The organism is Elioraea tepidiphila DSM 17972 (genome assembly GCF_000378465.1).
GTDB classification, from domain to species: Bacteria; Pseudomonadota; Alphaproteobacteria; order Acetobacterales; family Acetobacteraceae; genus Elioraea; species Elioraea tepidiphila.
Genome location: NZ_KB899927.1, coordinates 14,408 through 40,781 on the forward strand (window position 1 = coordinate 14,408; position 26,374 = coordinate 40,781).

The following is a 26,374-nucleotide window of genomic DNA, read 5'->3' on the forward strand; positions in this document are numbered from 1 at the left end:
TCCCTTCGCGGCGGTGCTCGCCGCGACGATAGGGGCGGGGCCGCGGCGCCGCCACCCCGGCGCGGGCGTGAGGCTCGCGCAGACGTGACGGGTGCGGGACCGGCCGCGCCGCCGGGGCCGGCGCCATCCCCTTGGCGCAGGCCGGCGATGCGGCGCGCCGGCAACCTCGTCTTAACCGCCAGCGCGGACCATGGCGTGGATATGTTTCAGCCTTCGGCATCTTCCGCTTCGGCCTCGGCCGTCCTGCCGGAGCGCGCGGCCGCGCGCGGCGGTCGGGGGCGTGATGGCTGACGGCGGCATCCTCGCGCCCGACGCGGCGCCGGCGCCCGCGCCTGTGCATTCGCCGCGCCTGCCGTTCCTCGCCTTCCTCGCCGATACGCGGAGCGAGCAGGTGCTGCGCGAGGTGCTGACCGACAACGGCCCCGACGGGGCGGAGGTGCGGCGCGGCGACATCACGACCGCCACCCAGCACCTCGCCCGCTCGGCCACGCCGCAGGTGCTGCTGGTCGACATCGCCGACAATGCCGAGCCCTTCGCCGCCCTCGATGCGCTGGCCCAGGTCTGCGAGCCCGACGTCAAGGTGCTGGTGGTCGGCGAGCGCGACGAGGTCGATTTCTACCGCGACCTGACGCGCAATCTCGGCGTCACCGAATACCTGCCCAAGCCGCTGACGCGTGATGCGGTCTCGCGCACCTTCCTGCCGCTGATCGCGAACCAGGCGCCGAGCGAGCTCGGCGCGCGCGGCGGGCGGGTCGTGCTGATCGCCGGCGTGCGCGGCGGTGTCGGCGCCACCACGATCGCGGCCAATCTCGCCCTGCATCTCGCCGACGAGGCGCGCCGCCATGTCGCGCTGGTCGATCTCAATCTCCACACCGGCAGCGCGGCGCTGCTGCTCGGCGCGCGCCCGTCATCGGGGATGCGCATCGCGCTCGAAGCGCCCGAGAAGGTGGACGCGCTGTTCCTCGACCGCGCCGGCCAGCCGGTCGGCGAGCGGCTGCGCGTGTTCGCCGCCGAGGAGAGCCTCGCCACCGCGATCCACCCGGCGGGGAATGCGGTCGCGCACCTGATCCAGCTGCTGCGCGACCGGTTCAACCACATCGTGATCGATGCGCCGGCCGGTTTTCCCCCGCTGGTGCGCGACGCCTTCGATCGCGTGCATCAGCGCGTGCTGGTGATGGCGCCGGATGTCGCGAACACGCGCGACCTCGCGCGGTTCCTCGCCGTGCCGAACGCGCCGGCGCAGACCAGCCGCGCGGTCGTGGTGCTGAACCAGGCGGCCCGCCCGGGCGCCCTGTCGCAGAAGCAGGTGGAGGAGGCGCTGAAGGTCGCGCCCGACATCGTCGTGCCCTACCTGCCGCGCGTGCTGCCGGCGGCGGCCAATCTCGGCAAGCCGGCCGTCACGAGGCCCGGACCGTTCCGCACTGCGATCAAGCTGCTGACGCAGGAGATCGCGGCCGTGCGCAGCACCGAGGACCTGCCGCGCCGGCGCAGCCTCTGGTCGCTGCTGCGGCGCTAGGGGCGGCGCGTCGCTAGCGCGCGCCGACGACGACCGCGCGGCGCAGCGCCGCCGCCTCGAGCGGCACGTCGCGCCGCACCGTCCGATCGGCGCCGAGCGGCGGCAGCGCCTCGCCGCCGACGCTGACCTCGAGCCCGCCGGCATTGCCGGTGGTGAGGAGCAGCCCGGAGCGGGCGGGCACCTCGTACTGCTCGCCCGCGCGCAGGATGCGGTCGAACAGCACCGTGCCCGACTCGCGCTCGCGCACCTGCACCCAGGCCTCGTCGCGCGCGCGCAGCGCGATGCGGGCGGTCGCGCCGGTCGTCGCGGCCGGAGTGGCGGTCTGCACCGGCGGCGGGGCCGGCTCGGGCATCGGCGCGCGCGGCGCGGTCGCCTGCCGGAGTGTTGCGGGATCGAGCGGGAGATTGCGCCGCACGGCCCGCTCGGCGCCGAGCGGCGGCAGCGTCTCGCCCTCGACCTGCACCTCGAGCCCGCCGGCATTGCCGGTGGTGAGCACCAGCCCGGGCCGGTCTGGGACGGCGTAGCTCTCGCCCGGCTGCATCACCCGGTCGAACAGCACGGTGCCGCTGGCGCGCTCCTGCACCTGCACCCAGGTCTCGCCGCGCGCGCGGAGCCGCACGCGCGCGGGCGCCGCGTCCGCCGTCGCGGCCTGCGGAATGGAGGGTGGCGAGGGTGCGACCGCGGGCGCGGCCGCCGCAGGGCGGGGTTGGGGCGCGGCCGCGGCCTGCCGCAGCGCCGCCGGATCGAGCGCGATGTCGCGCCGCACCCGGCCGGCGCCGGCGAGCGCGGGCAGCGGCTCGCCATCCACCAGCACCTCGAGCCCCGGCGCGTTGCCGGTGGTCAGCAGCATCCCCGCGCGGTCGGGCACCGCGTGGCTCTCGCCGGGCTGCAGCACGCGGTCGAACACCACCCTGCCGGTCGCCTGCTCGCGCAGCATCACCCAGGACTCGGCGCGCGCGCGCAGCACGACGCGGCCGGAGACGGCCGTGGCCGGCGGCTCGGCGCGCGGCGGCGGAGCGGCCACGGGGGCGGGCGGCGGCTCGGCGCGCGGCGCGACGGGTTGCGGCGTGACGGCGGGCGGGGCGAAGCTCTCCGGCCGCGGGGCGGGGGCCGGCGGCGCGCTGCGGCCCGCGGCGGCGAGCAGCGAGGCCGCCGCGACAAGCTGCTGCTGCTCCACCGCATCCAGCTCCGCCGCCGAGAGCCGGCGCGCGGTCGCGTCGTCGCCCGCCATGGCCGAGACGAAGGCGAGGTTGTGGCGGACGCGGACATCGGTGTTGCCGTCGCGGCGCAGGCGCTGGAGCACCTCCTTGGCCTCGCCCGGCGAACCGGTCAACGCGAGCGAGAGCGCGAGGTTGTTGCGCAGCCCCTCATGCGCGGGCGCGCGCCTGAGCCCCTCGCGGTAGCGTTCCTGCGCGAGCTCGTGCTCGCCCGAGATGTCGGCGATCACCCCGAGCCCGTTCAGCGCGTCCGGGTCGCCCGGCGACTGCTCCAGCAGGCGCTGGAAGCTCTGCCCGGCCGTGCGGAGATCGTTGGCGCGGAGCTGCGTGCGCCCAAGGGCGAGCAGCAGCGTGCGGTCGCGCGGGCGGCGGGCGAGCGCCTGCTCCAGCACCAGCACGGCCTCGGCATGCAGGCCGCGATCGGCGAGCGCGCGGGCGAACCGCGCCTGCACCTCGGCGTTGTCGGGCTCGGCCTGGGCGGCGTTGCGGTAGATCGACAGCGCCACCTCGTGGTTGTTGTTCGCCTCCGCCGCGGCGGCGAGGCGCAGCCGCTCATGCGCCGAGGGCGCGCGCGATGCCTGCTGGCCCGCCGTGGCGCAGCCCGAGAGCAGGACGGCGAGGCAGAGCGATCGGGTCAGCCAGCGAGCCATGTCAGCCTCTAGCGGTTGAAGGAGCCGATGAGCTGCACGAAGGACGGACCCGCGAGCAGCAGCACGAGGCACGGCAGGATGAACAGCGTCAGCGGCAGCACCAGCAGCGCCGGCAGCTTGGCCGCCTTCTCCTCGAACTCGATCAGCCGCTCGTGCCGCATCTCGGCCGAGAGCGTGCGCAGCGCCTGGCCGAGCGGCGTGCCGTACTGGATGGTCTGCGCGAGCGTGGTGGCGAGCCGGCGCAGCCCCTGGACATCCGTGCGCTCGCCCAGATTGAGCAGCGCCTGGCGACGGTCCGAGAGCAGGCGAAGCTCGTTCGACAGCGTCGTGAACTCGGTGGCGATCGGCGGGTTGGACGGTCCCATCTCCAACGCGACGCGTTCGACCATGCTCTCCAGGCCGAGCCCGGCCTCGGCGCAGATCACCATCAGGTCGAGCGTGTCGGCGAGGCCCATGCGGAGCTGCTTCACGTACCGCTTGTGCATCCAGCCGAGCACCCAGTTCGGCCCCAGCATCCCGACCAGCAGCCCGCCGGCCACCAGCATCGTCTGCCTGAAGCCGGTCGTGCCGTGCAGCTCCGTGATGCCGTAGGTCGCCGCGGGGATCGCCAGCAGCAGCACGACCTTCAGCCCGATCACCAGCGGCACCACCTGCTGCGGCCGGTAGCCGGCGGCGGCGACGCTGCGTTCGAGGTCGCGCCGGTCCTTGTCGGAGAGGAGCGCGCTGCCGCCGAGGGCGTTGCCGATCGCGCGCAGCAGCCCGCTGATCAGGCCCGCCCCCTGCATGCGCCGCGGCCCCGTCTGGGCGGCGCCCCTGCCGACGCTCGCGATCCGCCCGGCGAGCCGGCGCTCCAGGCTGTCGCGCGCCGACAGCCAGGCGGCCAGCAGGATCAGCCCCAGCACGGCGATGCCGATCGCGGTCGCGAGCGCGATCGCGTTGCGCCCGGAGATCTCGGGCAGGGGGATCATGTCACCGCGAGACTGCGGCGGATCATGCCGCGCATGGTGAGCACGCCGAGGACGAGCAGGCCGAACGCCATCGCCGCCACCGTCGGCCCCTTCTCGTGGGTGAAGTAGAACTGGAGATAGCCCGGATTCAGCACCGACAGCGCGGCGAGGGCCACGAACGGGATGACGGTGAGGATCACCGCCGACATCCGCGCCTGGCCGGCGAGCGCCCGGCCGCGCGCAGCCGTCTGCACGCGCTTGCGCACCACGTCGGCGAGGTTCTCCAGCGTCTCGGTCAGGCTGCCGCCGGTCTGCTGCTGCAGGGTGATCGTGACGGCGAAGAAGCCGTACTCGCGCAGCCCCGTGCGGCTGTAGAGATTGAGCAGGCTCGTCTCGATCGGCACGCCGATCGCCTGTTCGGCCGTCACCTGCGCGAACTCGCGCCGCGTCGGCTCGGGGCTCTCGCGCGTGATGGTGCGGATCGCCTCGGTGACGGGGATGCCCGCCTTGAGCGCGCGCACGATCATGCCCATCGCGTCGGGCAACTGCCGGAACAACTGCTCGCGGTAGTTCGAGGTGCCGTAGGCGAACACCGACCGGGCGATCAGGACGGTGGCGGCGATACCGCCCGCGATCGCGAGGGAGCGCCCGAGCATCGCGGCGATCAGCATGCCGCAGATCGCGCCGCCGACGGCCGCCAACACCAGCACCAGCGGCCAGGGCGCGGGATGCTCCTGCGGCCGGGAGGGGTTGAGCGCGATCAGCCGCGCCAGCCGGTGACCGGGCGAGGCGGTGTTGCGCTGGACGATCTGGATGCCGGTCTGCTGCGTCGTCTCGCGGCGCCGGCGCGACTGGGCGGTCGCCTCGCTCAGGCGGCGCGCGAGGCGCTGGTTGCGGATCTCCAGCAGCAGCAGGACCGCGCTGCCGAGCCCGACCAGGACCAGGATGACCAGCGCGATGGTCGTCGGCGAGGCCTCGGCGAAGGGCATCGCCTCAGAACTCCTCGAGCGCGGCGAGCCAGGCTCGATCGAGGCCGAAATACTCGAGCCGCGCGATGAAGCCCGGGCGGATGCCGGCGGCCCGGTAGCGCCCGCGGATCCGGCCCTGGCTGTCCTCGCCCTCGTACTCGAAGGCGACGAGGTCGTTCATGGTGATGACCTCGCCTTCGAGGCCGCGCACCTCGCTCACCTGGATGACGCGGCGCGTGCCGTCGCGCATGCGCTCGATCTGGATGATCATGTCGAGCGCCGAGGCGATCTGCGTGCGGATCGCCTTCACCGGCAGGCCGAAGCTGCCCATCTGCACCATGTTCTCGACGCGGATCAGCGCGTCGCGCGCGCTGTTCGCGTGCAGTGTGCCGAGCGAGCCGTCATGGCCGGTGTTCATGGCCTGGAGCATGTCGAACGCCTCGGGCCCGCGCACCTCGCCGAGGATGATGCGGTCGGGACGCATGCGCAGCGCGTTCTTCACCAGGTCGCGCTGGGTGATCTCGCCCTTGCCTTCCAGGTTCGCCGGGCGCGTCTCCAGCCGCACGACATGCGGCTGCTGGAGCTGGAGCTCGGCCGCGTCCTCGATCGTGACGATGCGCTCGCTGTGGTCGATCAGCCGGCTCAGCGCGTTGAGCAGCGTGGTCTTGCCCGACCCGGTGCCGCCCGAGATCAGGATGTTGAGGCGGCAGCGCGCGGCGATCTCCAGCAGCCGCGCGACCGGCGCGGTGAGCGAACCGAACTCGACCATGCGCGCGAAGTCGATCCGCTTGCGCGCGAACTTGCGGATCGAGATGCAGGGCCCGTCGAGCGCGAGCGGCGGCAGGACGATGTTGACGCGGCTGCCATCGGCGAGCCGCGCGTCCACCATCGGGCTCGACTCGTCGACGCGGCGGCCGACCGCGGCGGCGATCTTCTGCGCGATCGTCGCCGCATGGGCGGAGTCGCGGAAGCGCACATCCGACTTCTGGAGCTTGCCGCGCGCCTCGACATAGATGTTGGTCGGGCCGTTCACCATGATGTCGGTGATGGTCTCGTCGGCGAGCAGGGGTTCGAGCGGGCCGAGGCCGACCATGTCGTCGGCGATATCGCGGGCGAGCGCGGCCTGTTCGCGCGCGGAGAGCTCGATCCGGTGCTTGTCGGCGATCTGGTGGATCAGCCGTTCGAGCTCCGCGCGCAGCCGTTCGCCCGGCAGCTCCGCGGCCAGGGTCGGGTCCACCTGCTCCATGACCAGGCTCCAGAGCCTGGTGCGCGACGCCGTCGCGGCGGGCGGGGCGGCAGGCGCGGGCATGGCGGGCGCGGCCGGGCGCACGATCGGCACGGCCGCCTGCGGCGGCGGGGGCGGCGGCGCACGCTCCGCCCGCGGCGGCAGCGCCGGCTCGGTGCGGCGGCCGAAGCCGCTCATCGGCCGAACAGGCGGCTGAGCCACCCGCCTCTGCGCGCGCCGACGCGCACGCCCGAGACCTCCTTGGTCAGCGCCTGCATGGCCGCGCAGAACGTCTTGTTGCGCGCGGCCGCCGGCACGCCGAGATCGGCCGCGAGCGCGAGATGCTTGGGGATGTCGGGGATCTGGAAGTCGAGCTTGGACTGCAGGCCGCGCTCGACCAGGTTGGCGGCCACGCCGCCCGGCATGCCGGCACGGTTCAGCACCGTCACCGCCTTGTCCGAGCCCGTCACCGCGGCGAGCATGGCCTTGAAGCGCGCGGCGTCGCGGATCGAGACCACGTCGGGCGTCATCACCAGGAGGCGCAGCTGCGCCATCGTGTAGAGCGAGAGCAGCGCCGCGTCGGCCGGTGTGGGCATGTCGACGACGATGTAGTTGAAGCGGCGGCGGAGCAGCGTCATCAGCCGCGACACGCCCTCCGCGGTCGGCGCGGGCGGCGCCTCGAACGCCTCCTCGGCGGCGAGCAGGCGCAGCCGGTCCGACACGTTGACCGCCGTGCGCTCGAGGAACAGCCCATCGACGCGCTCGGGCTCCTCCAGCGCGACGCGCAGCCCCGCGCCGGCCTTGACGCCGAGCATGGTCGTGGCCGCGCCGGTCTGCAGGTTGAGGTCGAGCAGCGCCACATAGCCGCGCGTGCTCTCGGCGAGCTGGACGGCGAGATTGACCGCGACGGTGGTGGTGCCGACGCCGCCATGGGTGCCCGAGACCGTGATGACGCGCCCGCCGACCTGTTCCGCGCCGCCCGGCATCCGCCCGTGCACGACCGGCAGGAACAGCCGCGCGACGTTGTCGCGCGTCAGCGGCTTGTAGAGATACTCGACGACGCCGAGGCCGCGCGTGATCTCGCGGTAGAAGCCCATGTCGGTGCGGTCGCCGATCACCAGCACCTTCACGTCGGGCTCGCAGACGCCGGCGAGGTCATCGAGTGCGACCAGCGGATCGCTGGTGCCGCTGACATCGACGATCAGCACCTGCGGCGTCGGGCTGCGCGCGAGCTCGCGGATGGCGACGCTGACATTGCCGCGCACAAGGGTGAGCTTGTCGGCGAGGTCCGCCATGGCGGTGCGCAGCGTCGCCTCGGCCTCGGGATCGGCCGTGTAGGCGGCGACCAGCGGCCGGCTCAGCACGATCGGGCGCGCGGCGGGCTCGGCGGCGGCCTCGTCGGCGGTCTTCTTCTCCAGATCCAGCATCTGCCCTCCGGGAACCTGCCTAGCGACCGATCTGCGAGGCGCGGATATCCGGCAGCGGCTTCAGGTCGTCGTCTTCCAGCCGCTCGATCGCGTTCGTCGCCTGGCGGCCCCGCCCGGTCGGATCGCCGACACCCTGCCGCAGATGCGAGGGGTCGACGATCATCGCGCGCAGATTGGCGGCATTGGCGCCGCTCGGGCGCCAGGTGCCCTCGCGCTGGCTCGGATCGCTCGCCGCGCCGCAGCCGGACACCAGCAGGACGGCCGCCAGGGCCGGAACGAGACCGCGCAGCATGGCGCCTACTCCACGATGAAGCCGATCTGCCCGGGCACGCGCGGCGGGGCCGCCTCGCGTGAGAGCTGGCGATGGAACAGGATGCGCTCGATGTCGTTGGCCGGGCGCACGCCGTCGGTCGGCAGGGCGAGTCGGCCCGGATCCGAGACCGGCCGCACGAGATAGGGCGTGACGATGATCACGAGCTCGCTGTCGTTGCGGCGGAAGCGGTCGGACTTGAAGAGCGCGCCGAGGATGGGGATCTCGCCGAGGAACGGCAGGCCGGAGGAGGCGATGCGGCTGCCGTCCTGCAACAGCCCGGCGATCGCGAAGGACTGGCCGCTGCCGAGCTCCACCGTGGTTTCGGCGCGCCGGACGCGCAGGGCCGGGATCCGCACCACGCCGCCCGCGACCGGCAGGCTGATCGCGCCCTCCTCGGTCAGCTCGCTGACCTCGGGGCGGACCTTCAGGCTGATCCGGGTCGCATCCAGGACGGTGGGGACGAAGGCGAGCGAGACGCCGAACTGCTTGAACTCGATCGTGATGCTGGTGCCCTGCGAGGTGCCGACCGGGACCGGGAACTCGCCGCCGGCGAGGAACGAGGCGGTCTCGCCGCTCTGCGCGGTCAGGTTCGGCTCGGCGAGGATGCTGATCAGCTGGTCCTGCGCCAGCGCGTCGATCAGGCCGTTGATGTCGAACGAGCTCGAGCTGTAGCCGCCGGCGATGAAGTTGCGCCCGGCCTCGCCGCCCAGGCCCGGGATCAGCCGCGCGCCGGCGAAGGTGCCGGTGAGCAGGCCGAAGGCGAAGCGCCCCGTGTTGCCGAGCGCCTGCCAGTTGAAGCCGAGATCGCGCGTGATGGTGCGCGACACCTCGGCGACGCGCACGCGCAGATTGACCTGGAGCGCGCCGCCGATGCGCAGCTGGTCGATCACGCGCTCGCCCTCGGGCAGGCCGCTGCGGGCGACGGTGAAGGCGCGCTGCGCGTCGGCCGCCGTGGGCACCTCGCCGGAGAGCATGACCCCGCCGGGCACGCGCCGGACCGAGATGTTGCTGCCGCCGGGCACGATCGAGCGGATCGCCGCCTCGAGCGCGGGCAGGGCGGGTGCGGCCGCGACCGCGGGGCCGGGCGCGCCGGGCGGTCGCGGCGGCGGGCCGACGGTGACCTCGTAGCTCGCGATCTCCGAGCCGTCCGCCGCCGTCGCCACCACCACGGTGCGGCCGCGGCCGACACCCGAGATGAACAGCGTGGTCGGCGAGGCGGCCTGCACGCGCGCGACGCGCGGATCGGCGGCGAACACGGTGGCGGCGGCCTGGGGCAGGGTGACGAGCTGCCCCCCGCCGGGCTCGATCGTCAGCGTGCCGCGTCCCTGCTGCGCCGCTGCCGGCCCCGCGCCCGTCGCTACCGCCGCGACAACGGCGCCGGCCAGGCACAGGGCGAGCGCGATGTGATGGAGCGCGCGCATCCTCATCGGAAGATGACCTCCTGGCGATCGTCGCCCTGGATGATGCGCATCCTGGCCCCGACCGGCCGCTCGATGCGGTCGCTCTCGGACAGGGCCGGCGAGACGTCGCCGCCGAACACCGAGCGGCGGGCGCGCTCCCCGCTCTCGGAATCGCCGTCCATCGCGCGGATCGTGAGCGAGAGCCGGCCGAGCTGGCCCGCGACGGCGACGCGTTCGGCCTCCTCGGGCGTCACCTCCAGCGTGACCGTGCGCGCGACCCTGCCCTCGGGCGAGGCATTGGCGCCCGCGGCGTCCTGGGTGAGCTGCTGGTCGACCGCGATCACGCGCACGTCGTTCAGCACGGTCTCGCCCACCACCCGGCGCGAGAGCTGGGTGACGCGCTCGTCGAGCGACTGGGTCAGCAGCAGATCGACCCGGTCGCCGGGCCAGATCAGGCCGGCGGTGCCGGTGACGGCATCGACGCCGACGGTGATCGCGCGCATGTTCGGGCGCAGCACGGCGGCGAGGAAGCCGCGGTCGCGCGGGCGCAGCACGTCCTCGATCGCGATGCGTTCGCCGGGCTCGAGATAGCGGCGCACCAGGGCGCCGGCGAGTTCGGCGCGCGTCTCCGGAGTGTCGCGCAGCACGCCCCCGCCGGCCTCGCCGGTCGGCACCTCGCGCACGCCGAGATCCTCGGCGCGCAGCAGCGATCCGGCCGGGATCGGGCGGGCTGCGACGAGGGTGCGGACCAACAGCGGCGGCGGCGGCTGGTTCGGGACCGTTTCGGAGACGACGGTGCGGGCGGGCTGGGCCGGCAGCAGCGCCTGCATGCCAAGGAGCGACAGGCCTGCCGCCGCGAGGACAATCAGACCGATAAGGATGATGCGGACGGCCATGCCGTCACTGCATCATGAAATGGTTGCTGAAGTATGTAAGCCCGCCGATGGCAATGGCGACGCCGTAGGGCAGAGGGCCGCGCCGCCGCATGCGCCAGCGTTCGGCGGCGGCCACGCGGGCGAGGGCCGAGGCGCCGCGTCCGGCGGGCGCGACAGTGGCGGGGATGAGGCGTTGCGCGGCCAGATAGCCAAGGGCGAGCACGCCGCCGCTGAGGGCGGTGGCGACGACGAAATCCCAGATCGTTGCCGGCGGCAGGCCGAGCGCGACCGCTGAGGCAAGCTTGACGTCGCCGCCGCCCAGCACGCCGCGTGCGAAGCCGGCGAACAGCAGGATGAACAGGACACCCGCGGCCGCGACGGTCGCCGCCAGGGGCCCCGGTCCCTCGACCATCCGCAAGGCGAGGCCGGCCAGGGCCACCACCGCCGAGGCGGCGTTCGGAATCCGGCGGACCGCGAGATCAGAGCAGGCGGCCACGATCAACGCCGCGGCGATGACGATCAGGAGCAGGGTCGTCATGGGTTCCGACCGTCCGGCGGGGCGGCGCGCGGCTCACGCGCCTCGGAACGGCGACGGGGCCGCACAAGGCGGCCCCGCGTTCCCCCGCCGCGACCCGAATGCGGCGCGACCGGCCTCAGGCCGGATCAGGGACTGCCGCTGCCGGTCAGGGCCGTGGCGACGGAGTTGAACGCCGTCGTCAAGCCGCCGGCGACGCCGCTGAGAACGCCGACCAGCGCGACGATGATGACCGCCGCGATCACGCCGTACTCGATCGCCGTCACGCCCTTCTCGTCGCGGCGGAGGGTGGCGAGGCGGGACCGAACCAAGCTGTATGCCTTCAACATGTGCAGTCTTCCTTCTGCCGGGGACACCCGGCCCGACGCTCGCAGTGAATCGTTAAAGATTCGTTGCCGGGCATGATCCGATCGGCAAGCGATCGTGAAAAAGACTCGCCATGGATTGATTGTTTCCTGTCGGCGACAGACAGGCGTCGGCACATGGTGGGGATAAAGCGTCCTCGAACATGCAAACCCGCATGTATTCGTATGACGACTGCATCCGTAGTCGCGCGTGCTGTCGTGTGCGCCGCCACGATTTCGGTGAACCTGCAATAAACCGTTAACCGCCTGCTTCTAGGGTCGGTCGAAGCCTCGCGCAGGACGCCAGGGCCGACCGGACATGATGCTGCGCACCGCCTGCCGCCTTCGCCGTTGCCGTGACGATGCCGCGCGCACGCTCGCGCGGCTGTTCGCGTGCCGGAAGGGCGCGACCGCGATCACCTTCGGCGCGATGGCGACCGTGCTGGTCGGCTTCGCCGGGATCGCGGTCGAGGGTGGCTCCTGGTACGTCGCCCGCCGCGCCGCGCAGACCGCGGCGGACACGGCGGCGCAGGCCGCGGCGGTGGCGGTGGCGTTCAACCGGCCGGCGGCGGCCGCGGCCCTGGAGACGAGTGCCCGCAACGGCTTCACCAACGGCAGCAACAACACCCTCGTCACCGTCGACCATCCGCCGGCGACCGGCCCGAACACGGGCGACGCGACGGCCGTCGAGGTGCGCGTGCGGCGCACCACGCCCTTGCACTTCGCCGCCCTGTTCATGGGCGGCAACGCCGCGATCGAGACGCGCGCGGTCGCGCGCGCCGTCATCATGGGCGGCGGGTCGGCCTGCATCCTCGCCCTCGGCACGGCCGGCGGCAGCCTGGTGCAGGAGGTCGATCTCTCGCTCGGCGGCAATGCCAGCGTCACCGCCGCGGCGTGCAGCCTCGCCTCCAACACCTCGATCAGGCAGTTCGGCAACTCGAGGATCACGGCGTTCACGCTCGCCGCGGTCGGCACCGTGCAGATCGGCAATCCGAACAACGTCACGCTCGAACGCCCGCCCTCGTCGTACCAGCCGCCGATCCAGGATCCGTTCGCCCCGGACGTGCCGGGCACGGGCATTCCGCTGCCGGCGCAGAGCGGCGCCTGCACCCACACGAACTACTCGGTCAACCCGAACCAGACGCGCAACCTCTCGCCGGGCCGGTACTGCGGCGGCATGGATCTGAAGGGCAACGCCGTGCTCTCGCCCGGCGTCTATGTGATCCAGAACGGAGACCTGACCGCCAATGCGCAGGCCTCCATCACCTGCCCGAGTTGCACGCCGGGCAACGGCGTCACCTTCGTCTACACCGGCGAGGCGAACCAGATCGGCGGGCCGAAGATCAATGGCGGCGCGAACATCGACCTGATCGGCGGCACCGCCGGCTATCCCGGCATCCTGATGTACCAGGACCCGCGCGCGCCCGCCGGCAATGCCGTGAAGCTGAACGGCGGCGCCAACATCCGCACGCGCGGGCTGTTCTACTTCCCCTCGGCGGACCTGACGATCAACGGCAATTTCGGCGGCAACAACACCACCTGCAAGGCGTTCATCGGCGAGTCGATCACGCTCACCGGCACGACCGAGCAGACCGTGATCGTGGACGGGTGCCAGGCGCTCGGGCTCGACCCGGCCACCGCGCTGCCGCAGATCCGCGTCGTGCGGCTGGTGGAGTAGCGCGATGCGCCGGCTCTTCTCCCGTCTCGGCCGCTGCCGCTCGGGGGTCTCGGCCGTCGAGTTCGGCGTGATCGCGCCGGCGATGATCGTGCTGCTCGCCGGGCTGGTCGATGTGGCCGGGGCGATGCAGCAGACCATCCGGCTGGAGAACGCGGCCCGCGCCGGCGCCCAGTACGCGATGAGCTTTCCCGAGAACACCGCCGGCATCATGACGGCGACCGCGGCCGCGGTCGGCGGAACCGGGGCGACGGTTGCGGTGGTGCCGGCCTATTGCGCCTGCCCTGGCGGCAGCACGGCGGTCGTGTCCTGCGAGGGCACGCCCTGCGGCGGGGCGCCCGCAGGCGTCTATGTCGGCATCACCGTCACCCGGCCCTATGCCGCGATCATCGGCATCGGCGGCTATGTGCTGCCGAGCACGCTCAGCGGCTCGGCGGTCGCCCGTGTGCGCTGAGCGGGCGCGCGTCCGGGGGCTGATCGCGCCGCGCCGCGGGCGGAGCGCGGGCGGCGCCGCGCTCGAATTCGCGCTCGTCGCGCCCGTGTTCCTGATGCTCGTGTTCGGCATCATCGATTTCTCGCGCTACGCCTTCTCGGTGATCTCGGTGCGCCAGGCGGCGGCCGAGGCGGTGCGCGCCGCCTCCCTGGGGCGCACGGTGGCGGAGGTGCAGCGGATCGCGCGGGCGCGGGCGCCGTTCCTCGGCGAGGCGCTGACGGTGAGCTGCACGGGCTGCGGCGGCACCGATCCGGCGGTCGCGCGCACCTACCGCGTCACGGCGAGTGCGACGTTCACCTTCCTGCTGCCCTACACGCTCGGGCAACCGATCACGATCAGCGAGGTGACCGAGGTCACGTACTGAGCGTCGCGCGCCGCCGAATCGTCACCGTAACGAGACGCGGCGCCGCGATGCCGCGGGCGCGGGCTGGCCATCGGGGAACGGCCGTGCGACGGTCGCCGCGGTTCCTGCCACGCCTGGCCGTGGCCTGTCCTGTCCTGCCCACCCGACGCGAGAGACCCCCCGATGACGCTCAAGGCCGCGGTGCTGCCGGTCACGCCGCTCCAGCAGAACTGCTCGATCTTCTGGGACGACCAGGACCGCCGCGCGAGCGTGATCGATCCGGGCGGCGAGCCCGACCGGATCGCCGCGGTGCTCGGCGAGCTTGACCTCACCGCCGAGCGGATCCTGCTGACGCACGGGCATATCGACCATGCGGGCGGCGCGGCCGCACTCGCCGAGGCGCTCGGCGTGCCGATCTGGGGCCCCGCGATCGAGGACCGGTTCCTGCTCGAGGGGCTCGCGGCGCAGGGCCGCGCCTACGGCGTGCCCGAGGCGCGCGCGGTGACGCCCGATCGCTGGCTCGCCGAGGGCGACTCGGTGCCGATCGCCGGGCTCGACTTCGCGGTGCTCCACTGCCCCGGCCACACGCCGGGCCATGTCGTGTTCGTCTCGACCGCCGCGCGCGTGGCGATCGTCGGCGATGTGCTGTTCCGCGGCTCGATCGGCCGCACCGACTTCCCCTATGGCGATGCCGAGGCGCTGGTAACGGCGATCCGCACCAAGCTGTTCCCGCTCGGCGACGACATGGTGTTCCTGTGCGGCCACGGCCCGGGCGGCACCTTAGGCGAGGAGCGGCGCAGCAACCCCTTCGTCGGTGACGGGTGCTGAGCGCGCGCGTCAGACCGTGGTGATGTCCGGCGCGTCCACCGCCTTCATGCCGACGATGTGGTAGCCGCAATCCACGTGGTGCACCTCGCCGGTGACGCCCGAGGACAGCTCCGACAGCAGATAGACGCCCGCGCCGCCAACATCCTCGATCGTGACGTTCCGTTTCAGCGGCGAATTGTACTGGTTCCATTTCAGGATGTAGCGGAAATCGCCGATCCCGCTCGCCGCCAGCGTCTTGATCGGCCCCGCGCTGATCGCGTTCACGCGGATGCCCTCGCCACCCAGATCGGCGGCGAGATAGCGCACCGAGGCCTCGAGCGCCGCCTTGGCGACCCCCATGACGTTGTAGTGGGGCGTCACCCGCTCCGCGCCGAGATAGGTGAGCGTGAGCAGCGCCCCCCCCGGCTTCATCAGCTTCACCGCGCGCTGGCAGATCGCGGTGAAGGAGTAGCAGGAGATGTCCAGGCTCTTCAGGAAGTTCTCGCGCGTGGTGTCGAGGTAGCGGCCCTTGAGCTGGTCCTTGTCCGACCAGGCGATCGCGTGGACGAGGAAGTCGAGCCCGCCCCAGCGCGCCGCCAGCTCCGCGAAGACCGCGTCGATCGAGGCTTCCTCGATGACGTCGCAGGGCAGCACGATGCTGCTGCCGACCGAGGCGGCGAGCGGCTCGACCCGCTTGAGCAGCGCCTCGCCCTGGTAGGTGAAGGCGAGCTCGGCTCCCTGGGCGGCGCAGGCGGCCGCGATGCCCCAGGCGATCGAGCGGTCGTTCGCCACCCCCATCACCAGGCCCCGCCGTCCCTGCATCAAGGTCCCGGAAGGCGCCGTCACGCGGGCCGTCGCGGCATCATCCATCGCCATCCTGCCATCCTGCCTCTGCCGCCTTGGTGGCACGTGGCACGCGCGCCGGGCAAGAGGGTCTGGACAGGGCCCGCGGTGCGCGCACATTCGCCGGCGAGCAACGGAGAGCGGATGTGGCGGAGCCCGAAGACCCGATCGCGCGGTTCGAGGCCTGGATGGCCGAGGCGGCGAAGACCGAACCGAACGACCCGAACGCGGTCTGCCTCGCCACCGCCACCCCGGACGGGCGGCCCTCGGCGCGCATGGTGCTGCTGAAGGGCGTCGATGCGCGCGGCTTCGTCTTCTACACCAACCTCGAGAGCCGCAAGGGCGGGGAGCTCCGTGCCAACCCGCAGGCGGCGCTGTGCTTCCACTGGAAGAGCCAGACCCGATCGGTGCGGGTAGAGGGGCCGGTCGAGACGGTGGCGGACGTCGAGGCGGATGCCTATTACGCCTCGCGTTCGCGCGGCTCGCGCATCGGCGCCTGGGCCTCGAAGCAGTCGCGCCCGCTGGAAGGGCGCTGGGCGCTGGAGAAGGCGGTCGCCGAGTACACGCTGAAATTCGGCCTCGGCGAGATCCCGCGCCCGCCCTTCTGGTCGGGGTTCCGGCTGGTGCCGCGCGCGATCGAGTTCTGGCGCGACATGCCGTTCCGCCTGCATGAGCGGGTGGTCTATCGCCGCGACGCCCCCGGTGCCCCGTGGCGGACCGAACTGCTCTATCCGTGAGCGAGGCCGACGGGCAGGCGGAGATCGTCGCCTTCCTCGCGCGCCTCGCCGGCCGCCCGCCGGTCGAGACCCATATCAGCCGCGTCTTCGTCGGCCGCGACACGGTCTGGAAGCTGCGCAAGCCGGTGCGGCTCTCCTTCCTCGACTTCTCCTCGCTCGCGGCGCGCGAGCGGTACAGCCGCCGCGAGCTCGCGCTCAACGCGCCGCACGCGCCCGGGCTCTACCGCGATGTCGTGCCGGTCACGCGCGCCCCCGACGGCCGGCTCGCCCTCGGCGGCGCGGGCGAGGTGGTCGATTGGGTCGTGCGCATGGCGCCGGTGCCGGCGGAGGATTTCCTCGACCGCGTCGCCGCGCGCGGCGCGCTGACGCCCACGCTGCTCGACGCGCTCGGCGATGCGGTGGCGGCGATGCATGGCGCGCTGCCCGCGATGCCCGGGGTCGATGCGGTCGCGGCGATGGCGCGTGTGATCGCCGGCAATGCCCGCGCGGCCGAGGAGGCGGGGCTCGCGCCCGCGGCGGTCGGCGCGTGGCGCGCGGCCGCCGAGGCGCGTCATGCCGCGCTCGCGCCATGGTTGAACGCGCGCGCGCGCGACGGCTTCGTCCGGCGCGCGCATGGCGACCTGCATCTCGGCAATCTCTGTCTCTGGCAGGGGCGGCCGGTGCCGTTCGACGCGCTGGAGTTCGACGAGGATCTCGCCACCATCGATCTCGGTTACGACCTCGCCTTCCTGCTGATGGACCTCGAGGCGCGGGCGGACCGCGCGGCGGCGAACCGGGTGCTGAACCGCTATGTCGCGCGCACCGGCGATGTCGCGCTGACGCGCGGCCTGCCGCTGTGGCTCTCCTGCCGGGCGATGGTGCGCGCGCATGTGCTGGCGCGGCTCGGCGCCGAGGAGGCCGCGCGCTACCTCGCCTTCGCCCAGGCCGCGCTCGACCCCCCGCCGCCCTGCCTGGTCGCCATCGGCGGGCTGCAGGGCACCGGCAAGACCACGCTCGCGCGCGCGCTCGCCCCCGCGCTCGGCGCCGCGCCGGGCGCCCTGATCCTGCGGACGGACGAGATCCGCAAGCGGCTCGCCGGCCTCGCACCCGAGGAGCGGCTGCCGCAGGACGCCTACACGCGCGCGGCCACCGAAGCGGTCTATGCCGCGCTGGAGGAGGCGGCCGCGACGGCACTCGCCGGCGGCCATGCCGCGATCGCCGACGCGGTGTTCCTCGACCCGGCCGAACGGGCCCGGATCGCGGCGATCGCCACTGCCGCCGGCGTGGCCTTCCGCGGCCTCTGGCTCGACGCGCCGCTCGCGGTGCTGGAGGCGCGGCTGATGGCGCGCCAGGGCGATGCCTCGGACGCCGATGTGGCGGTGCTGCGGCAGGCGGCCGCGCGCGACCCCGGGCCGATCGCCTGGGCGCGGCTCGACGCCGCCGCCCCCGACATGCAGGATCGCGCCCGGAGCCTGATCGCGAACCCGTGATGCGTCGCCTTGTGACGTGCTAGGATTCGCATCGGAGAGACGAACCACAGGGGAAGGCGCATGGCCTACCGCAAGTTGCTGCTGCCCGTGATCGGCACCGAGGCCGGCGAGGCCGCGCTCACCACCGCCTTCATGGCGGCGCGCATCTGGAAGGCGCATGTGCACGGCCTGCATGTGCGCATCGATCCGCGCGACGTCGCCCCGCTCGCGGGCGAGGGCCTGTCGGGCGCGATGATCGAGGAGATGATGAGCGCGACCGAGCGCGAAAGCGCCGAGCGCGCCCAGGGCGTGCAGGCGCTGTTCTCGCGCTATGTCGAGGAGCACGGGATTCCGATCGTCACCGACCCGGCGGCCGCGTTCAGCGCCGGCGCGGTGACGGCGAGCTTCGGCTCGGTGGTCGGGCGCGAGGAGGACGTGGTCGCGCAGCAGGCGCGGCTGTCGGACTTCGTCGTGCTCGCGCACCCCGAGGCGGGCGACGACGTCTCGACCTCCGACGCGCTGCACGCGGTGCTGTTCGATTCCGGCCGGCCCGTGATGGTCGCGGCCCGCACCGCGCCCGCGCATCTCGGCCGGCGCGTCTGCATCGGCTGGAACGGCACCGCCGAATCGGCCGCCGCGGTCGCCGGCGGGCTGCCCTGGATCGAGCGCGCCGAGGCGGTCGCCGTGCTGCACGCCGAGGAGTACCAGCGCCGCGGGCCCGACGTCACCGGCCTGATCGACTATCTCGCCTGGCACGGCGTGAAGGCGGAGACGAAGCAGTTCAGGCCCGTGAACAACTCGGTCGGTGCCGGCATGCTCGCCGCCGCCAAGGAGTTCAATGCCGACCTGCTGATCATGGGCGCCTACAGCCACAGCCGACTGCGCCAGCTCATCCTCGGCGGCGTGACACGCCATGTGCTGGAGCACGCGGACCTGACGCTGCTGATGAGCCGCTGATCAGGCGCGCAGCAGCCGCAGCGTCTCCAGCGCGATCATGCGCTCCTCGTCGGTGGGGATGCGCAGCACGCGCACGCGGCTCGCCGGCGTCGAGAGCACGGTCTCGCCACGCGCGTTCGCGGCCGCATCGAGCGCGATGCCGAGCCAGCCCATCCCCTCGCACACCGCGGCGCGGATGGCGGCGCTGTTCTCGCCGATGCCGGCGGTGAAGGCGAGCGCGTCGAGCCCGCCGAGCGCGGCCGTGAGCGCGCCGAGCTCCTTGCGGATGCGATAGACGAAGTAGGCGATCGCCTCCTGCGCCTCGGCCGTGCCCGCCCGTTCCAGGGCGCGCATGTCGCTCGACAGGCCGGACAGGCCCTTGAGCCCGCTCTCGTGGTAGAGCAGCCGCGTCAGCGCCGGCGCGTCGTAGCCCTCCGCCGTCAGCAGGTGCAGCACGACGCCGGGATCGAGCTGGCCCGAGCGGGTGCCCATCGGCAGGCCGTCGAGCGCCGTGAAGCCCATCGTCGAGTCGATCGAGCGGCCGTCGCGGATCGCGCACATCGAGGCGCCGTTGCCGAGATGCGCGACGACGACGCGCCCGCGGGCGATCTCCGGCGCCACCTCGGCGAGCCGCATGGCGATGTAGGCGTAGGAGAGGCCGTGGAAGCCGTAGCGCCGGATGCCGCGCCGCCAGAGCGCGCGCGGCAGCGCGAAGGTATCGGCGACCCAGGGATGGCCGCGGTGGAAGGCGGTGTCGAAGCAGGCCACCTGCATCACCCCGGGATGCAGCTCGGCCATGGCGTCGATGCCGGCGAGGTTGTGCGGCTGGTGCAGCGGCGCGAGCGGCGCGAGCGCCGCGAGCTCGGCGCGGATGGCCGGATCGATCACCACCGGCGCGGCGAGCGTGGCACCCCCATGCACGACCCGATGCCCGATCGCGACGATGCGATGCTGCCCGGCCACGCGCGCGAGGGCTGTGCCGATCGCGGCGAGGGCGGCGCGGTGGTCGCGCGGACCCTCGCCCTGTCCCCACGCCTCCTCGGCGACGGTCGTTCCCGCGGCATCGCGCAGCGCGAGGCGCGGCGCGAGCCCGATCGCCTCGATCTGGCCCGACAGCAGCGAGGTCAGCGCCGCGTCGGCCGCGAACAGCTCCACCTTGATCGAGGACGAGCCCGCGTTGACGACCAGGACCGTGTCGGTCACGCCGCGCCGTCCGCGGCCGGCACCGCCGAGACCCCCGTCGTCTGCCAGTGCCGGTACAGCACCGCGAGCGCGGCCGAGGCGAGGCGCGCGCGCACATCGTCGGCCCGGCTGGTCAGCATCACCGGCACCGAGGCGCCGAGCACCAGCCCGGCCGCATCCGCCTGCGCGACGAAGGTCAGGTTCTTCGCCAGCATGTTGCCCGCTTCGAGATTCGGCACCACCAGGATCTCGGCCCGGCCCGCGACCAGCGAGGTGATCCCCTTGGTGCGCGCGGCATCGCAGTCGATCGCGTTGTCCATCGCCAGCGGCCCATCGACGAGGCCGCCCGTGATCTGGCCGCGATCGGCCATCTTGGACAGCACCGCCGCGTCGATCGAGGACGGGATCGAGGGGTTCACCGTCTCCACCGCGCTCATCACCGCGACCTTCGGCTTGGCGATCCCGATCGCGCGCGCGAGCTCGATCGCGTTCTGCGTGATGTCCGCCTTGGTCATCAGGTCGGGCAGGATGTTGATCGCCGCGTCCGTGACGATCAGCAGGTGATCGAGCACCGGCGCGTCGAGCACGAAGGCGTGGCTGACGCGGCGCTTGGTGCGCAGCCCCCCCTCGCGCTTGACGATCTCGGCGAGCAGCTCGTCGGAATGGAGCGCGCCCTTCATCACCGCCTGCGCCCGGCCCTCGTGCACCAGGGCGACCGCGCGCTCGGCCGAGGCGTGGCTGTGCGGCGTCTCGACGATCTCGATGCCGGCGAGATCGAGCCCGGCCCCGGCGGCCGCCGCCTCGATGCGCGCGCGCGGGCCGACCAGGATCGGCACGATCAGCCGCGCCTTCGCCGCCTCGATCGCGCCGGCGAGGCTCGGGGAGTCGCAGGGATGTGCGATCGCGGTCGGCAGCGGGGCGAGCGGCGCGCAGGCGGCGATCAGCGCGTCGAACTTGGCGCGCCGGTGCAGCGCGAGCCGCGGCAGCCCGGCATCCTCCAGCGTGACGCGCCGTGTCGGCGCCGCGACCTCGGCCTCGGCCTCCGCCACCACCGTGCCGTGCTGGTTCACCGCGCGGCCGTCGAACACGATCACCGAGTCGGCCAGCTTCAGCTTCGCCGTCACGGTGGTGGTCAGCGTGTCGCCGACGCGGGCGGGGGCGAGGAACCGCACGGTCTGGCTGCGGTAGCACGTGCCCGGCCCGGGCAGGCGGTTGCCGAGCACCGAGGAGAACAGCGACGCGATCCACATGCCGGGCGCCACCGCCGGCTCGTCGTCGCCCTCGCCCTGCCGGCCCGGCAGGTGGATCGGGTTCAGGTTGCCCGAGGCGTGCGCGAACAGCACGAGATCATCCGCCGTCAGCACCCGCGTCTCGCTGGCGCTGTCGCCGACGGCGATCTCGTCATAGGTGCGGTTGACGGCCCGGCGCGGGGTCACGCGGCGCGGCCCGTCAGTCCGGCAGGGCGTTCAGCAGCGTCATCGCGACGAAGGCCTCGCCCGGACGCCGCCCGGGGAAGTGCCGCTCGGCGACCTCGATCATTCGGCCGGAGCGGGCGAGCTCGGCGATCGTCCGGTCGGCGAGCACGCGCAGCGCCCGCTCACCCGGCCGCACGCCGAGCGCGTAGGTCTCGAGCGTCAGCGTCTGGTCGGCGATCGCCAGCGCATCCGGGTCGGCCGCCTGGGCGCGCAGCGCGATCAGGATCTCCAGGTCGGCCGTGTAGGCGTCGGTCAGCCCCGCGGTCAGGGCCGCGAGCCCGTCCTGATGCGTCGCCGCCTCGACGATTTCCGTATTGAGGCTCCCGCCGGCCACGTACGCGCGGAGCGCCCGTTCGGTCGTGGTGCCCGCGAGCACGCCGACGCGCCGCGGCGGCTGCGCGGGCAGGCCGAGCCCTCCGCCGCCGAGCGGCGGCAGCGCGATCGGGCTCGGGCCGATGCGGATCATCAGCCCCGCGCCGGTGACGAAGGTGGGCAGCGAGAAATCCACCCGGTCGGCGCGGCCGAGGGTGCGCGAGGTCGCCTCGCAGAGCAGGTCGATCCTCCCCTCGGCGAGCAGGCTCAGCCGGTTGCCGGCATCGACGGCGACGTAGTCCGCCCGGATCGGGCGGCCGATCTTCGCCGCCGCGGCCGCGACCACGGCGCGGCAGAGATCGACGCTGTAGCCCTCGTAGCGCCCCGGCTCGACCGAGATCGAGAAGGGCGGCGCATCCGCGCGCACGCCGAGCCGCAGCGTGCCGCGCGCGGCCGCCTCGTCGAGCGCATCGGCGGCCGCCGGCGCGGCGGGCAGGGCAAGGGCGAGGGCGGCGATCACAAGCCGGCGGGGACAGCGCATGCGGACAATCCTGGCTGATGGGGTGGGGCGAGAGTGCCGTCCGGGCGCGTCTGCGCGCAAGCGCGCTCAGGTGACGGCGCGGGCGGCGAGCCAGTCGAAGGCGGCGAGCGCGTGCGCCTTGGCGACGTGCAGGAACTCCTCGACCGTGACGTGCTCGTCGGCCTGGCCCATCGTCACCGGGCTCGGGCCGTAGAGGAAGGCCGGCACGCCGGCCCAGCGCCAGTAGCGGCTGTCCGACCCGCCGAGCGAGCAGCAGGGCACAGGGCGCGGCTTGCCGAGATCGCGCTCCACCACGTCGGCGAGGATGGCGACCATCGGGTCCGCCGGGTCGGCGAGCGAGGGCGGGTAGGAGTGGTCCTCGTGCACCGCGAGGCTGGCCTCGGGGAAGCGGGCGAGGATGCGCCGCACATTGCCCTCCATCGCCGCGCGGTCGAGGCCCCAGGGGTAGCGGAACTCGCATTGCAGCTCGCAGCGGTCGGGCAGCACGTTCACCTTGGAGCCGCCCGCGATCACGCCGGCGTTGAACACCACCTGGCGCACGATGGCCGAGGCGCCCTGGCCGAGCCCGGCATCGTGCGCGGCGATCACCGCCGGATCGGCGAGCGCCTGCGCGACCGCCTCGGGCAGCGCGGGCTCGAAGCCGTGCAGCCCCTCGAAGGCCGTGATGATCGCGGCCGCGAGCTTGATCGCGCTCGGCGAGAGATGCGGATAGCCGCCATGCGCGCCCTTGGTGCGCACGGTGACGGTCATGCGCAGCGTGCCCTTCTCCATGAAGCGGATGTTGTTGATCCCCGAGGGCTCGCCGTTCAGGCAGACATCGCCCTTCACCGCCTCGCCGAGCGTCTCGAACAGGTAGCGCGTGCCCCAGCGCCCGCCGGTCTCCTCGTCGCTGACGGTGGTGAGCGTCACCCGCCCGGCGAGGTCGGGCGCGATCCGGGCGAGCGCGGCGAAGGCGATCGTGCTCGCCGCCGTGCCCGCCTTCATGTCGGCGGCCCCGCGGCCGTAGAGCCGGCCGTCGCGCAAGGCGCCCGACCAGCCGTTGGCGTCGTTGGGCGGGAAGACGTCCATGTGGCCGTTGAACACCAGATGCCCGCCCGGGCGGGCGCCGGCGACGGTGGCGACGATGTTGGGCAGCTCCGGCCGCGCCGCGTGGATCGCGGGCGCGAGGCCGCGTTCGGCGAGGAAACGTTCCAGCACGGCCGCGGCGGGGCGCGTGTCGCCCGGCGGATTGGCCGAGGGGGCCTGGAGGAAGGCGCGCAGCAGCCCGATCTGCTCCGCCTCCGTATCGCGCAGATGCTGAAGCAGCGCGCGTCGCGCCGCCGCGGGATCGGTCATGCTTCGGTTTCCTGCACCACCCTTGATGGCGCGGCAGGTTAGGCCGACACTCCGGCGCCGTCACCCCGAGGGGATGGTAACCGACCGCAACGGATCACCGCATGAACGCGATGCCGCCGCAACCGCCCACCGCCGCCGCGACCGAGCGCGGGCTGCGCGAGGATCTCGCCGCCGCCTATCGCCTGATCGCGCGCTTCGGCATGGACGACCTGATCTTCACGCACCTGTCGGCCCGCCTGCCGGGACCGGGCGAGCCGCGTTTCCTGATCAACCCCTACGGCATGATGTTCGGCGAGATCACCGCCTCCTCGCTCGTCGTGATCGATGTCGAGGGCAATCCGGTCGGCGAGGCGACCTGGCCCGTGAACCCGGCCGGGTTCGTGATCCATTCCGCGATCCACATGGGCCGCGACGACGCGCATTGCGTGATGCACACCCACACGCTCGCCGGCATGGCGGTGGCGGCGACCGAGGATGGCATCCTGCCGCTCAACCAGATGTCGATGGAGTTCGTCGGCCGCGTGCCCGTGCACGACTACGAGGGCATCGCCGCGGACGACAACCTCTCCGAGCGCGACCGGCTGGTGCGCGATCTCGGCGACGCGCCGGGCATGCTGCTGCGCAACCACGGCCTGCTGACCGTCGGGCGCACGGTCGCGGAGGCCTTCTACTACATGTACTACCTGGAGATGGCGTGCCGCATCCAGGTCGCCGCGACCTCGATGAACCGCACCCTGTCGATGCCGCCGCCCGAGGTGGTCGCGCGCACGCAGGCGCAGTTCACCGCCGCCCCGAACAAGGGCTGGCGGCCCTGGGCCGCGCTGCGCCGGATGCTCGATCGCGAAGACCCGTCCTACCGCGACTGATGGCCGCCCTTCAGCACAGCCTGACGGTCCGGCGCCTCGCGAAGCATTACGGGCCGACCCGCGCGGTCGACGACGTCACGCTGACGATCGGGCGCGGCCAGTTCGTCACCCTGCTCGGACCCTCCGGGTCGGGCAAGACGACCATCCTGATGGCGATCGCGGGCTTCGTGCAGCCGACCGCCGGCGAGATCCTGCTCGACGAGACGCCGATCACGCCGCTGCCGCCCGAGAAGCGCAATTTCGGCATGGTGTTCCAGGGCTACGCGCTGTTCCCGCACATGACGGTGGCGGAGAACGTGACCTTCCCGCTGCGGGTGCGCAACGTCGCCCGCGCCGAGGCCGAACGGCGCGTCGCCGAGGCGCTCGATCTGGTGCAGCTCGGCCATCTGAAGGACCGCCGGCCGAGCCAGCTCTCGGGCGGGCAGCAGCAGCGCGTGGCGCTCGCGCGCGCGCTCGTGTTCCAGCCCGCGCTGCTCCTGCTCGACGAGCCGCTCTCGGCGCTGGACAAGAAGCTCCGCGCGGAGCTGCAGGTGGAGCTGAAGGCGCTGCACCGGCGCGTGGGCCTCACCTTCATCTACGTCACGCATGACCAGGAGGAGGCGCTGTCGATGTCCGACAGCATCGCCATCCTGCGCGACGGCAAGCTGGTCCAGGAAGGGCCGCCCGGCACGCTCTACGAGCGGCCGGCCACGCGCTTCGTCGCCGACTTCCTCGGCAAGTCGAACTTCCTCGCGGGCCGCATCGTCGAGCGGCGCAACGACGGCTTCGCCTACGCGGTGGATGGCGCGCGCTTCGTGCAGCACGGGCCGCCACCCGCGGGCGACGATGTGCTGATCGCGCTGCGCCCGGAGAAGATCGGCATCGCGGCGGAGGGCGAGCCTGCGCCGAACACGGTCGAGGGCACCATCACCGCCTGGTCGTATTTCGGCACCTCCTTCGCGCTGATCGTCGAGACCGCGGCGGCCGGTACCTTGCAGGTGACGGTGCCGGCCTGGCGCTGCCCGGTGGAGCCGGCGGAGGGGCGGCGCGTGCGCCTCGCCTGGACGGCCGACGCCTCGGTGCCCGTGGTGCGCGACTGATGGCGACGCTGGCGGCCGCGCTGCCCGAGACGGCGCCGCAGACGCGCATCCTCGGCGCATCGTTCTCGTGGTGGCTGCTGATCGCGCCGGCCGTCATCCTGATGCTGGCGTTCTACGCCTTCCCGCTCGCCGAGGTGCTGTGGATCTCGTTCACCGAGCCCGAGCCGGGCTTCGGCAACTACGAGCGGCTGCTGACCAGTGCGGCCTTGCAGCGGGTGTGGATGACGACGCTGCGCATCTGCACCATCACCACGGTGATCACGCTGGTGGCGGGCTATGTCGTCGCCTATGCGCTGGTCTCCGCGCCGCCGCGCATGCAGCGCTGGATGTTCGTCTGCGTGCTGCTGCCCTTGTGGATCAGCGTGCTGGTGCGCGCCTTCGCCTGGGTGACGCTGCTGCGCAGCCAGGGCGTGGTGAACGAGGCGCTGCTCGGCATCGGGGTGATCGACCAGCCCCTGCGGCTGATCTGGAACGAGTTCGGCATCGCGGTGGGCATGGTGCACTACATGATCCCCTACGCCGTGCTGCCGCTCTACGCCTCGATGCGCGACATCGATCCGCGCCTCGTGCCGGCCGCGCGCGGGCTCGGCGCCACGCGGATCGAGGCGTTCCGGCGCGTCTTCCTGCCGCTCACCCTGCCGGGCATCGTCGCCGCGACGGTGCTGGTGTTCATCTTCTCGCTCGGCTTCTACGTCACGCCGGCGATCCTCGGCGGCGGGCGGACGCTGATGGTCGCCGAGTACATCAAGCTCCAGATCCTCGACCTGATCCGCTGGGGCGTCGGCACCATGATGGCCAGCACGCTGCTGGTCGCGGTCGTGGTCGTGCTCGCGATCTTCGCGCGCGTCGTCGATTTCCGGCGCCTGTTCGGCGGCAGGCACTGAG

26 protein-coding genes are annotated in these 26,374 nt (G+C 73.1%); 11 read left to right on the plus strand and 15 right to left on the minus strand.

Annotated features, from left to right (window positions below; genetic code table 11):
• The first annotated feature begins 283 nt into the window (after positions 1-283).
• The gene (locus F563_RS22655; protein WP_019015317.1) at positions 284-1,516 is read left to right on the plus strand and encodes a CpaE/TadZ family protein; all 1,233 of its coding nucleotides are present in this window, start codon (positions 284-286) and stop codon (positions 1,514-1,516) included.
• Positions 1,517-1,529: 13 nt separating this feature from the next.
• On the opposite strand, the gene F563_RS0114045 is transcribed toward F563_RS22655, so the two are convergent.
• The 10 genes from F563_RS0114045 to F563_RS0114090 all read right to left on the minus strand — a co-directional run bounded on the left by F563_RS0114045 (position 1,530) and on the right by F563_RS0114090 (position 11,402).
• Positions 1,530-3,383 carry a RodZ domain-containing protein gene (locus tag F563_RS0114045; protein ID WP_026299591.1) on the minus strand — a complete coding sequence of 618 codons (1,854 nt, stop codon included), beginning with the start codon at positions 3,381-3,383 and terminating at the stop codon, positions 1,530-1,532.
• Positions 3,384-3,391: 8 nt separating this feature from the next.
• Positions 3,392-4,351, minus strand: a complete 960-nt coding sequence (locus F563_RS0114050) for a type II secretion system F family protein (RefSeq protein WP_019015318.1) — start codon at positions 4,349-4,351, stop codon at positions 3,392-3,394.
• Positions 4,348-5,319 carry a type II secretion system F family protein gene (locus tag F563_RS24035; RefSeq protein ID WP_019015319.1) on the minus strand — a complete coding sequence of 324 codons (972 nt, stop codon included), beginning with the start codon at positions 5,317-5,319 and terminating at the stop codon, positions 4,348-4,350. Before F563_RS24035 ends, F563_RS0114050 begins: the two co-directional genes overlap by 4 nt.
• A 4-nt stretch (positions 5,320-5,323) precedes the next feature.
• Complete coding sequence (locus F563_RS0114060) at positions 5,324-6,721, minus strand: TadA family conjugal transfer-associated ATPase (protein WP_019015320.1); 1,398 nt, start codon at positions 6,719-6,721, stop codon at positions 5,324-5,326.
• Positions 6,718-7,950 carry a CpaE/TadZ family protein gene (locus F563_RS22665; protein ID WP_019015321.1) on the minus strand — a complete coding sequence of 411 codons (1,233 nt, stop codon included), beginning with the start codon at positions 7,948-7,950 and terminating at the stop codon, positions 6,718-6,720. The genes F563_RS0114060 and F563_RS22665 overlap by 4 nt, the downstream gene beginning before the upstream one ends.
• A 19-nt stretch (positions 7,951-7,969) precedes the next feature.
• Entirely contained in the window at positions 7,970-8,242 is a 273-nt protein-coding gene (locus F563_RS0114070; protein WP_019015322.1) for a hypothetical protein, read from the minus strand.
• Positions 8,243-8,247: 5 nt separating this feature from the next.
• Complete coding sequence (locus F563_RS0114075; RefSeq protein ID WP_051089395.1) at positions 8,248-9,684, minus strand: type II and III secretion system protein family protein; 1,437 nt, start codon at positions 9,682-9,684, stop codon at positions 8,248-8,250.
• Between the two features lie 2 nt (positions 9,685-9,686).
• The gene (cpaB, locus tag F563_RS22670; protein WP_019015324.1) at positions 9,687-10,559 is read right to left on the minus strand and encodes a Flp pilus assembly protein CpaB; all 873 of its coding nucleotides are present in this window, start codon (positions 10,557-10,559) and stop codon (positions 9,687-9,689) included.
• Positions 10,560-10,563: 4 nt separating this feature from the next.
• Positions 10,564-11,076 (minus strand): A24 family peptidase, encoded by a 513-nt coding sequence (locus F563_RS0114085; protein WP_019015325.1) that lies wholly within the window; start codon positions 11,074-11,076, stop codon positions 10,564-10,566.
• Positions 11,077-11,201: 125 nt separating this feature from the next.
• Positions 11,202-11,402, minus strand: coding sequence for a Flp family type IVb pilin (locus tag F563_RS0114090; protein WP_019015326.1), 201 nt, complete (start codon positions 11,400-11,402; stop codon positions 11,202-11,204).
• A 334-nt stretch (positions 11,403-11,736) separates the two neighbouring features.
• Here F563_RS0114090 and F563_RS0114095 point away from each other — a divergent pair, with 334 nt between their 5' ends.
• From F563_RS0114095 to F563_RS0114110, 4 genes are all read left to right on the plus strand, one after another.
• Positions 11,737-13,095: a pilus assembly protein TadG-related protein gene (locus F563_RS0114095; protein ID WP_019015327.1), complete on the plus strand. Its 1,359-nt coding sequence runs from the start codon at positions 11,737-11,739 to the stop codon at positions 13,093-13,095.
• A gap of 4 nt (positions 13,096-13,099) precedes the next feature.
• A complete protein-coding gene (locus tag F563_RS0114100) occupies positions 13,100-13,546 on the plus strand; it encodes a TadE/TadG family type IV pilus assembly protein (protein WP_019015328.1) in 447 nt (148 codons plus the stop codon).
• A complete protein-coding gene (locus tag F563_RS22675) occupies positions 13,536-13,949 on the plus strand; it encodes a TadE family protein (RefSeq protein WP_019015329.1) in 414 nt (137 codons plus the stop codon). The genes F563_RS0114100 and F563_RS22675 overlap by 11 nt, the downstream gene beginning before the upstream one ends.
• Positions 13,950-14,111: 162 nt before the next feature.
• Positions 14,112-14,756, plus strand: a complete 645-nt coding sequence (locus tag F563_RS0114110; RefSeq protein WP_019015330.1) for an MBL fold metallo-hydrolase — start codon at positions 14,112-14,114, stop codon at positions 14,754-14,756.
• A gap of 9 nt (positions 14,757-14,765) precedes the next feature.
• Here F563_RS0114110 and fabI read toward each other — a convergent pair whose 3' ends face one another.
• Positions 14,766-15,611, minus strand: coding sequence for an enoyl-ACP reductase FabI (gene fabI, locus F563_RS0114115; protein ID WP_019015331.1), 846 nt, complete (start codon positions 15,609-15,611; stop codon positions 14,766-14,768).
• A 113-nt stretch (positions 15,612-15,724) separates the two neighbouring features.
• On the opposite strand from fabI, the gene pdxH reads away from it, so the two are divergent.
• The 3 genes from pdxH to F563_RS0114130 are packed head-to-tail and all read left to right on the plus strand — an operon-like array spanning position 15,725 to position 18,720.
• Positions 15,725-16,315, plus strand: a complete 591-nt coding sequence (gene pdxH, locus F563_RS0114120; protein ID WP_019015332.1) for a pyridoxamine 5'-phosphate oxidase — start codon at positions 15,725-15,727, stop codon at positions 16,313-16,315.
• Positions 16,312-17,784 (plus strand): bifunctional aminoglycoside phosphotransferase/ATP-binding protein, encoded by a 1,473-nt coding sequence (locus F563_RS0114125; protein ID WP_019015333.1) that lies wholly within the window; start codon positions 16,312-16,314, stop codon positions 17,782-17,784. Before pdxH ends, F563_RS0114125 begins: the two co-directional genes overlap by 4 nt.
• Before the next feature lie 60 nt (positions 17,785-17,844).
• Positions 17,845-18,720: a universal stress protein gene (locus tag F563_RS0114130; RefSeq protein WP_019015334.1), complete on the plus strand. Its 876-nt coding sequence runs from the start codon at positions 17,845-17,847 to the stop codon at positions 18,718-18,720.
• Here the strand turns inward: F563_RS0114130 and F563_RS0114135 are convergent, their stop codons facing one another.
• From F563_RS0114135 to F563_RS0114150, 4 genes are all read right to left on the minus strand, one after another.
• Positions 18,721-19,902, minus strand: coding sequence for an acetate/propionate family kinase (locus tag F563_RS0114135; protein ID WP_019015335.1), 1,182 nt, complete (start codon positions 19,900-19,902; stop codon positions 18,721-18,723).
• A complete protein-coding gene (locus tag F563_RS0114140; protein ID WP_019015336.1) occupies positions 19,899-21,317 on the minus strand; it encodes a bifunctional enoyl-CoA hydratase/phosphate acetyltransferase in 1,419 nt (472 codons plus the stop codon). Before F563_RS0114140 ends, F563_RS0114135 begins: the two co-directional genes overlap by 4 nt.
• A 13-nt stretch (positions 21,318-21,330) precedes the next feature.
• Positions 21,331-22,209 (minus strand): transporter substrate-binding domain-containing protein, encoded by an 879-nt coding sequence (locus tag F563_RS0114145; RefSeq protein ID WP_019015337.1) that lies wholly within the window; start codon positions 22,207-22,209, stop codon positions 21,331-21,333.
• Between the two features lie 66 nt (positions 22,210-22,275).
• The gene (locus tag F563_RS0114150; RefSeq protein WP_019015338.1) at positions 22,276-23,544 is read right to left on the minus strand and encodes a M20/M25/M40 family metallo-hydrolase; all 1,269 of its coding nucleotides are present in this window, start codon (positions 23,542-23,544) and stop codon (positions 22,276-22,278) included.
• 101 nt (positions 23,545-23,645) lie between these two features.
• On the opposite strand from F563_RS0114150, the gene F563_RS0114155 reads away from it, so the two are divergent.
• From F563_RS0114155 to F563_RS0114165, 3 genes are read left to right on the plus strand one after another with little or no spacing between them, the layout of a single operon-like run.
• A complete protein-coding gene (locus tag F563_RS0114155; protein ID WP_019015339.1) occupies positions 23,646-24,410 on the plus strand; it encodes a class II aldolase/adducin family protein in 765 nt (254 codons plus the stop codon).
• Positions 24,410-25,489 carry an ABC transporter ATP-binding protein gene (locus F563_RS0114160; protein WP_019015340.1) on the plus strand — a complete coding sequence of 360 codons (1,080 nt, stop codon included), beginning with the start codon at positions 24,410-24,412 and terminating at the stop codon, positions 25,487-25,489. Before F563_RS0114155 ends, F563_RS0114160 begins: the two co-directional genes overlap by 1 nt.
• Positions 25,489-26,373 carry an ABC transporter permease gene (locus F563_RS0114165; protein ID WP_019015341.1) on the plus strand — a complete coding sequence of 295 codons (885 nt, stop codon included), beginning with the start codon at positions 25,489-25,491 and terminating at the stop codon, positions 26,371-26,373. Before F563_RS0114160 ends, F563_RS0114165 begins: the two co-directional genes overlap by 1 nt.
• Position 26,374: the final 1 nt, after the last annotated feature.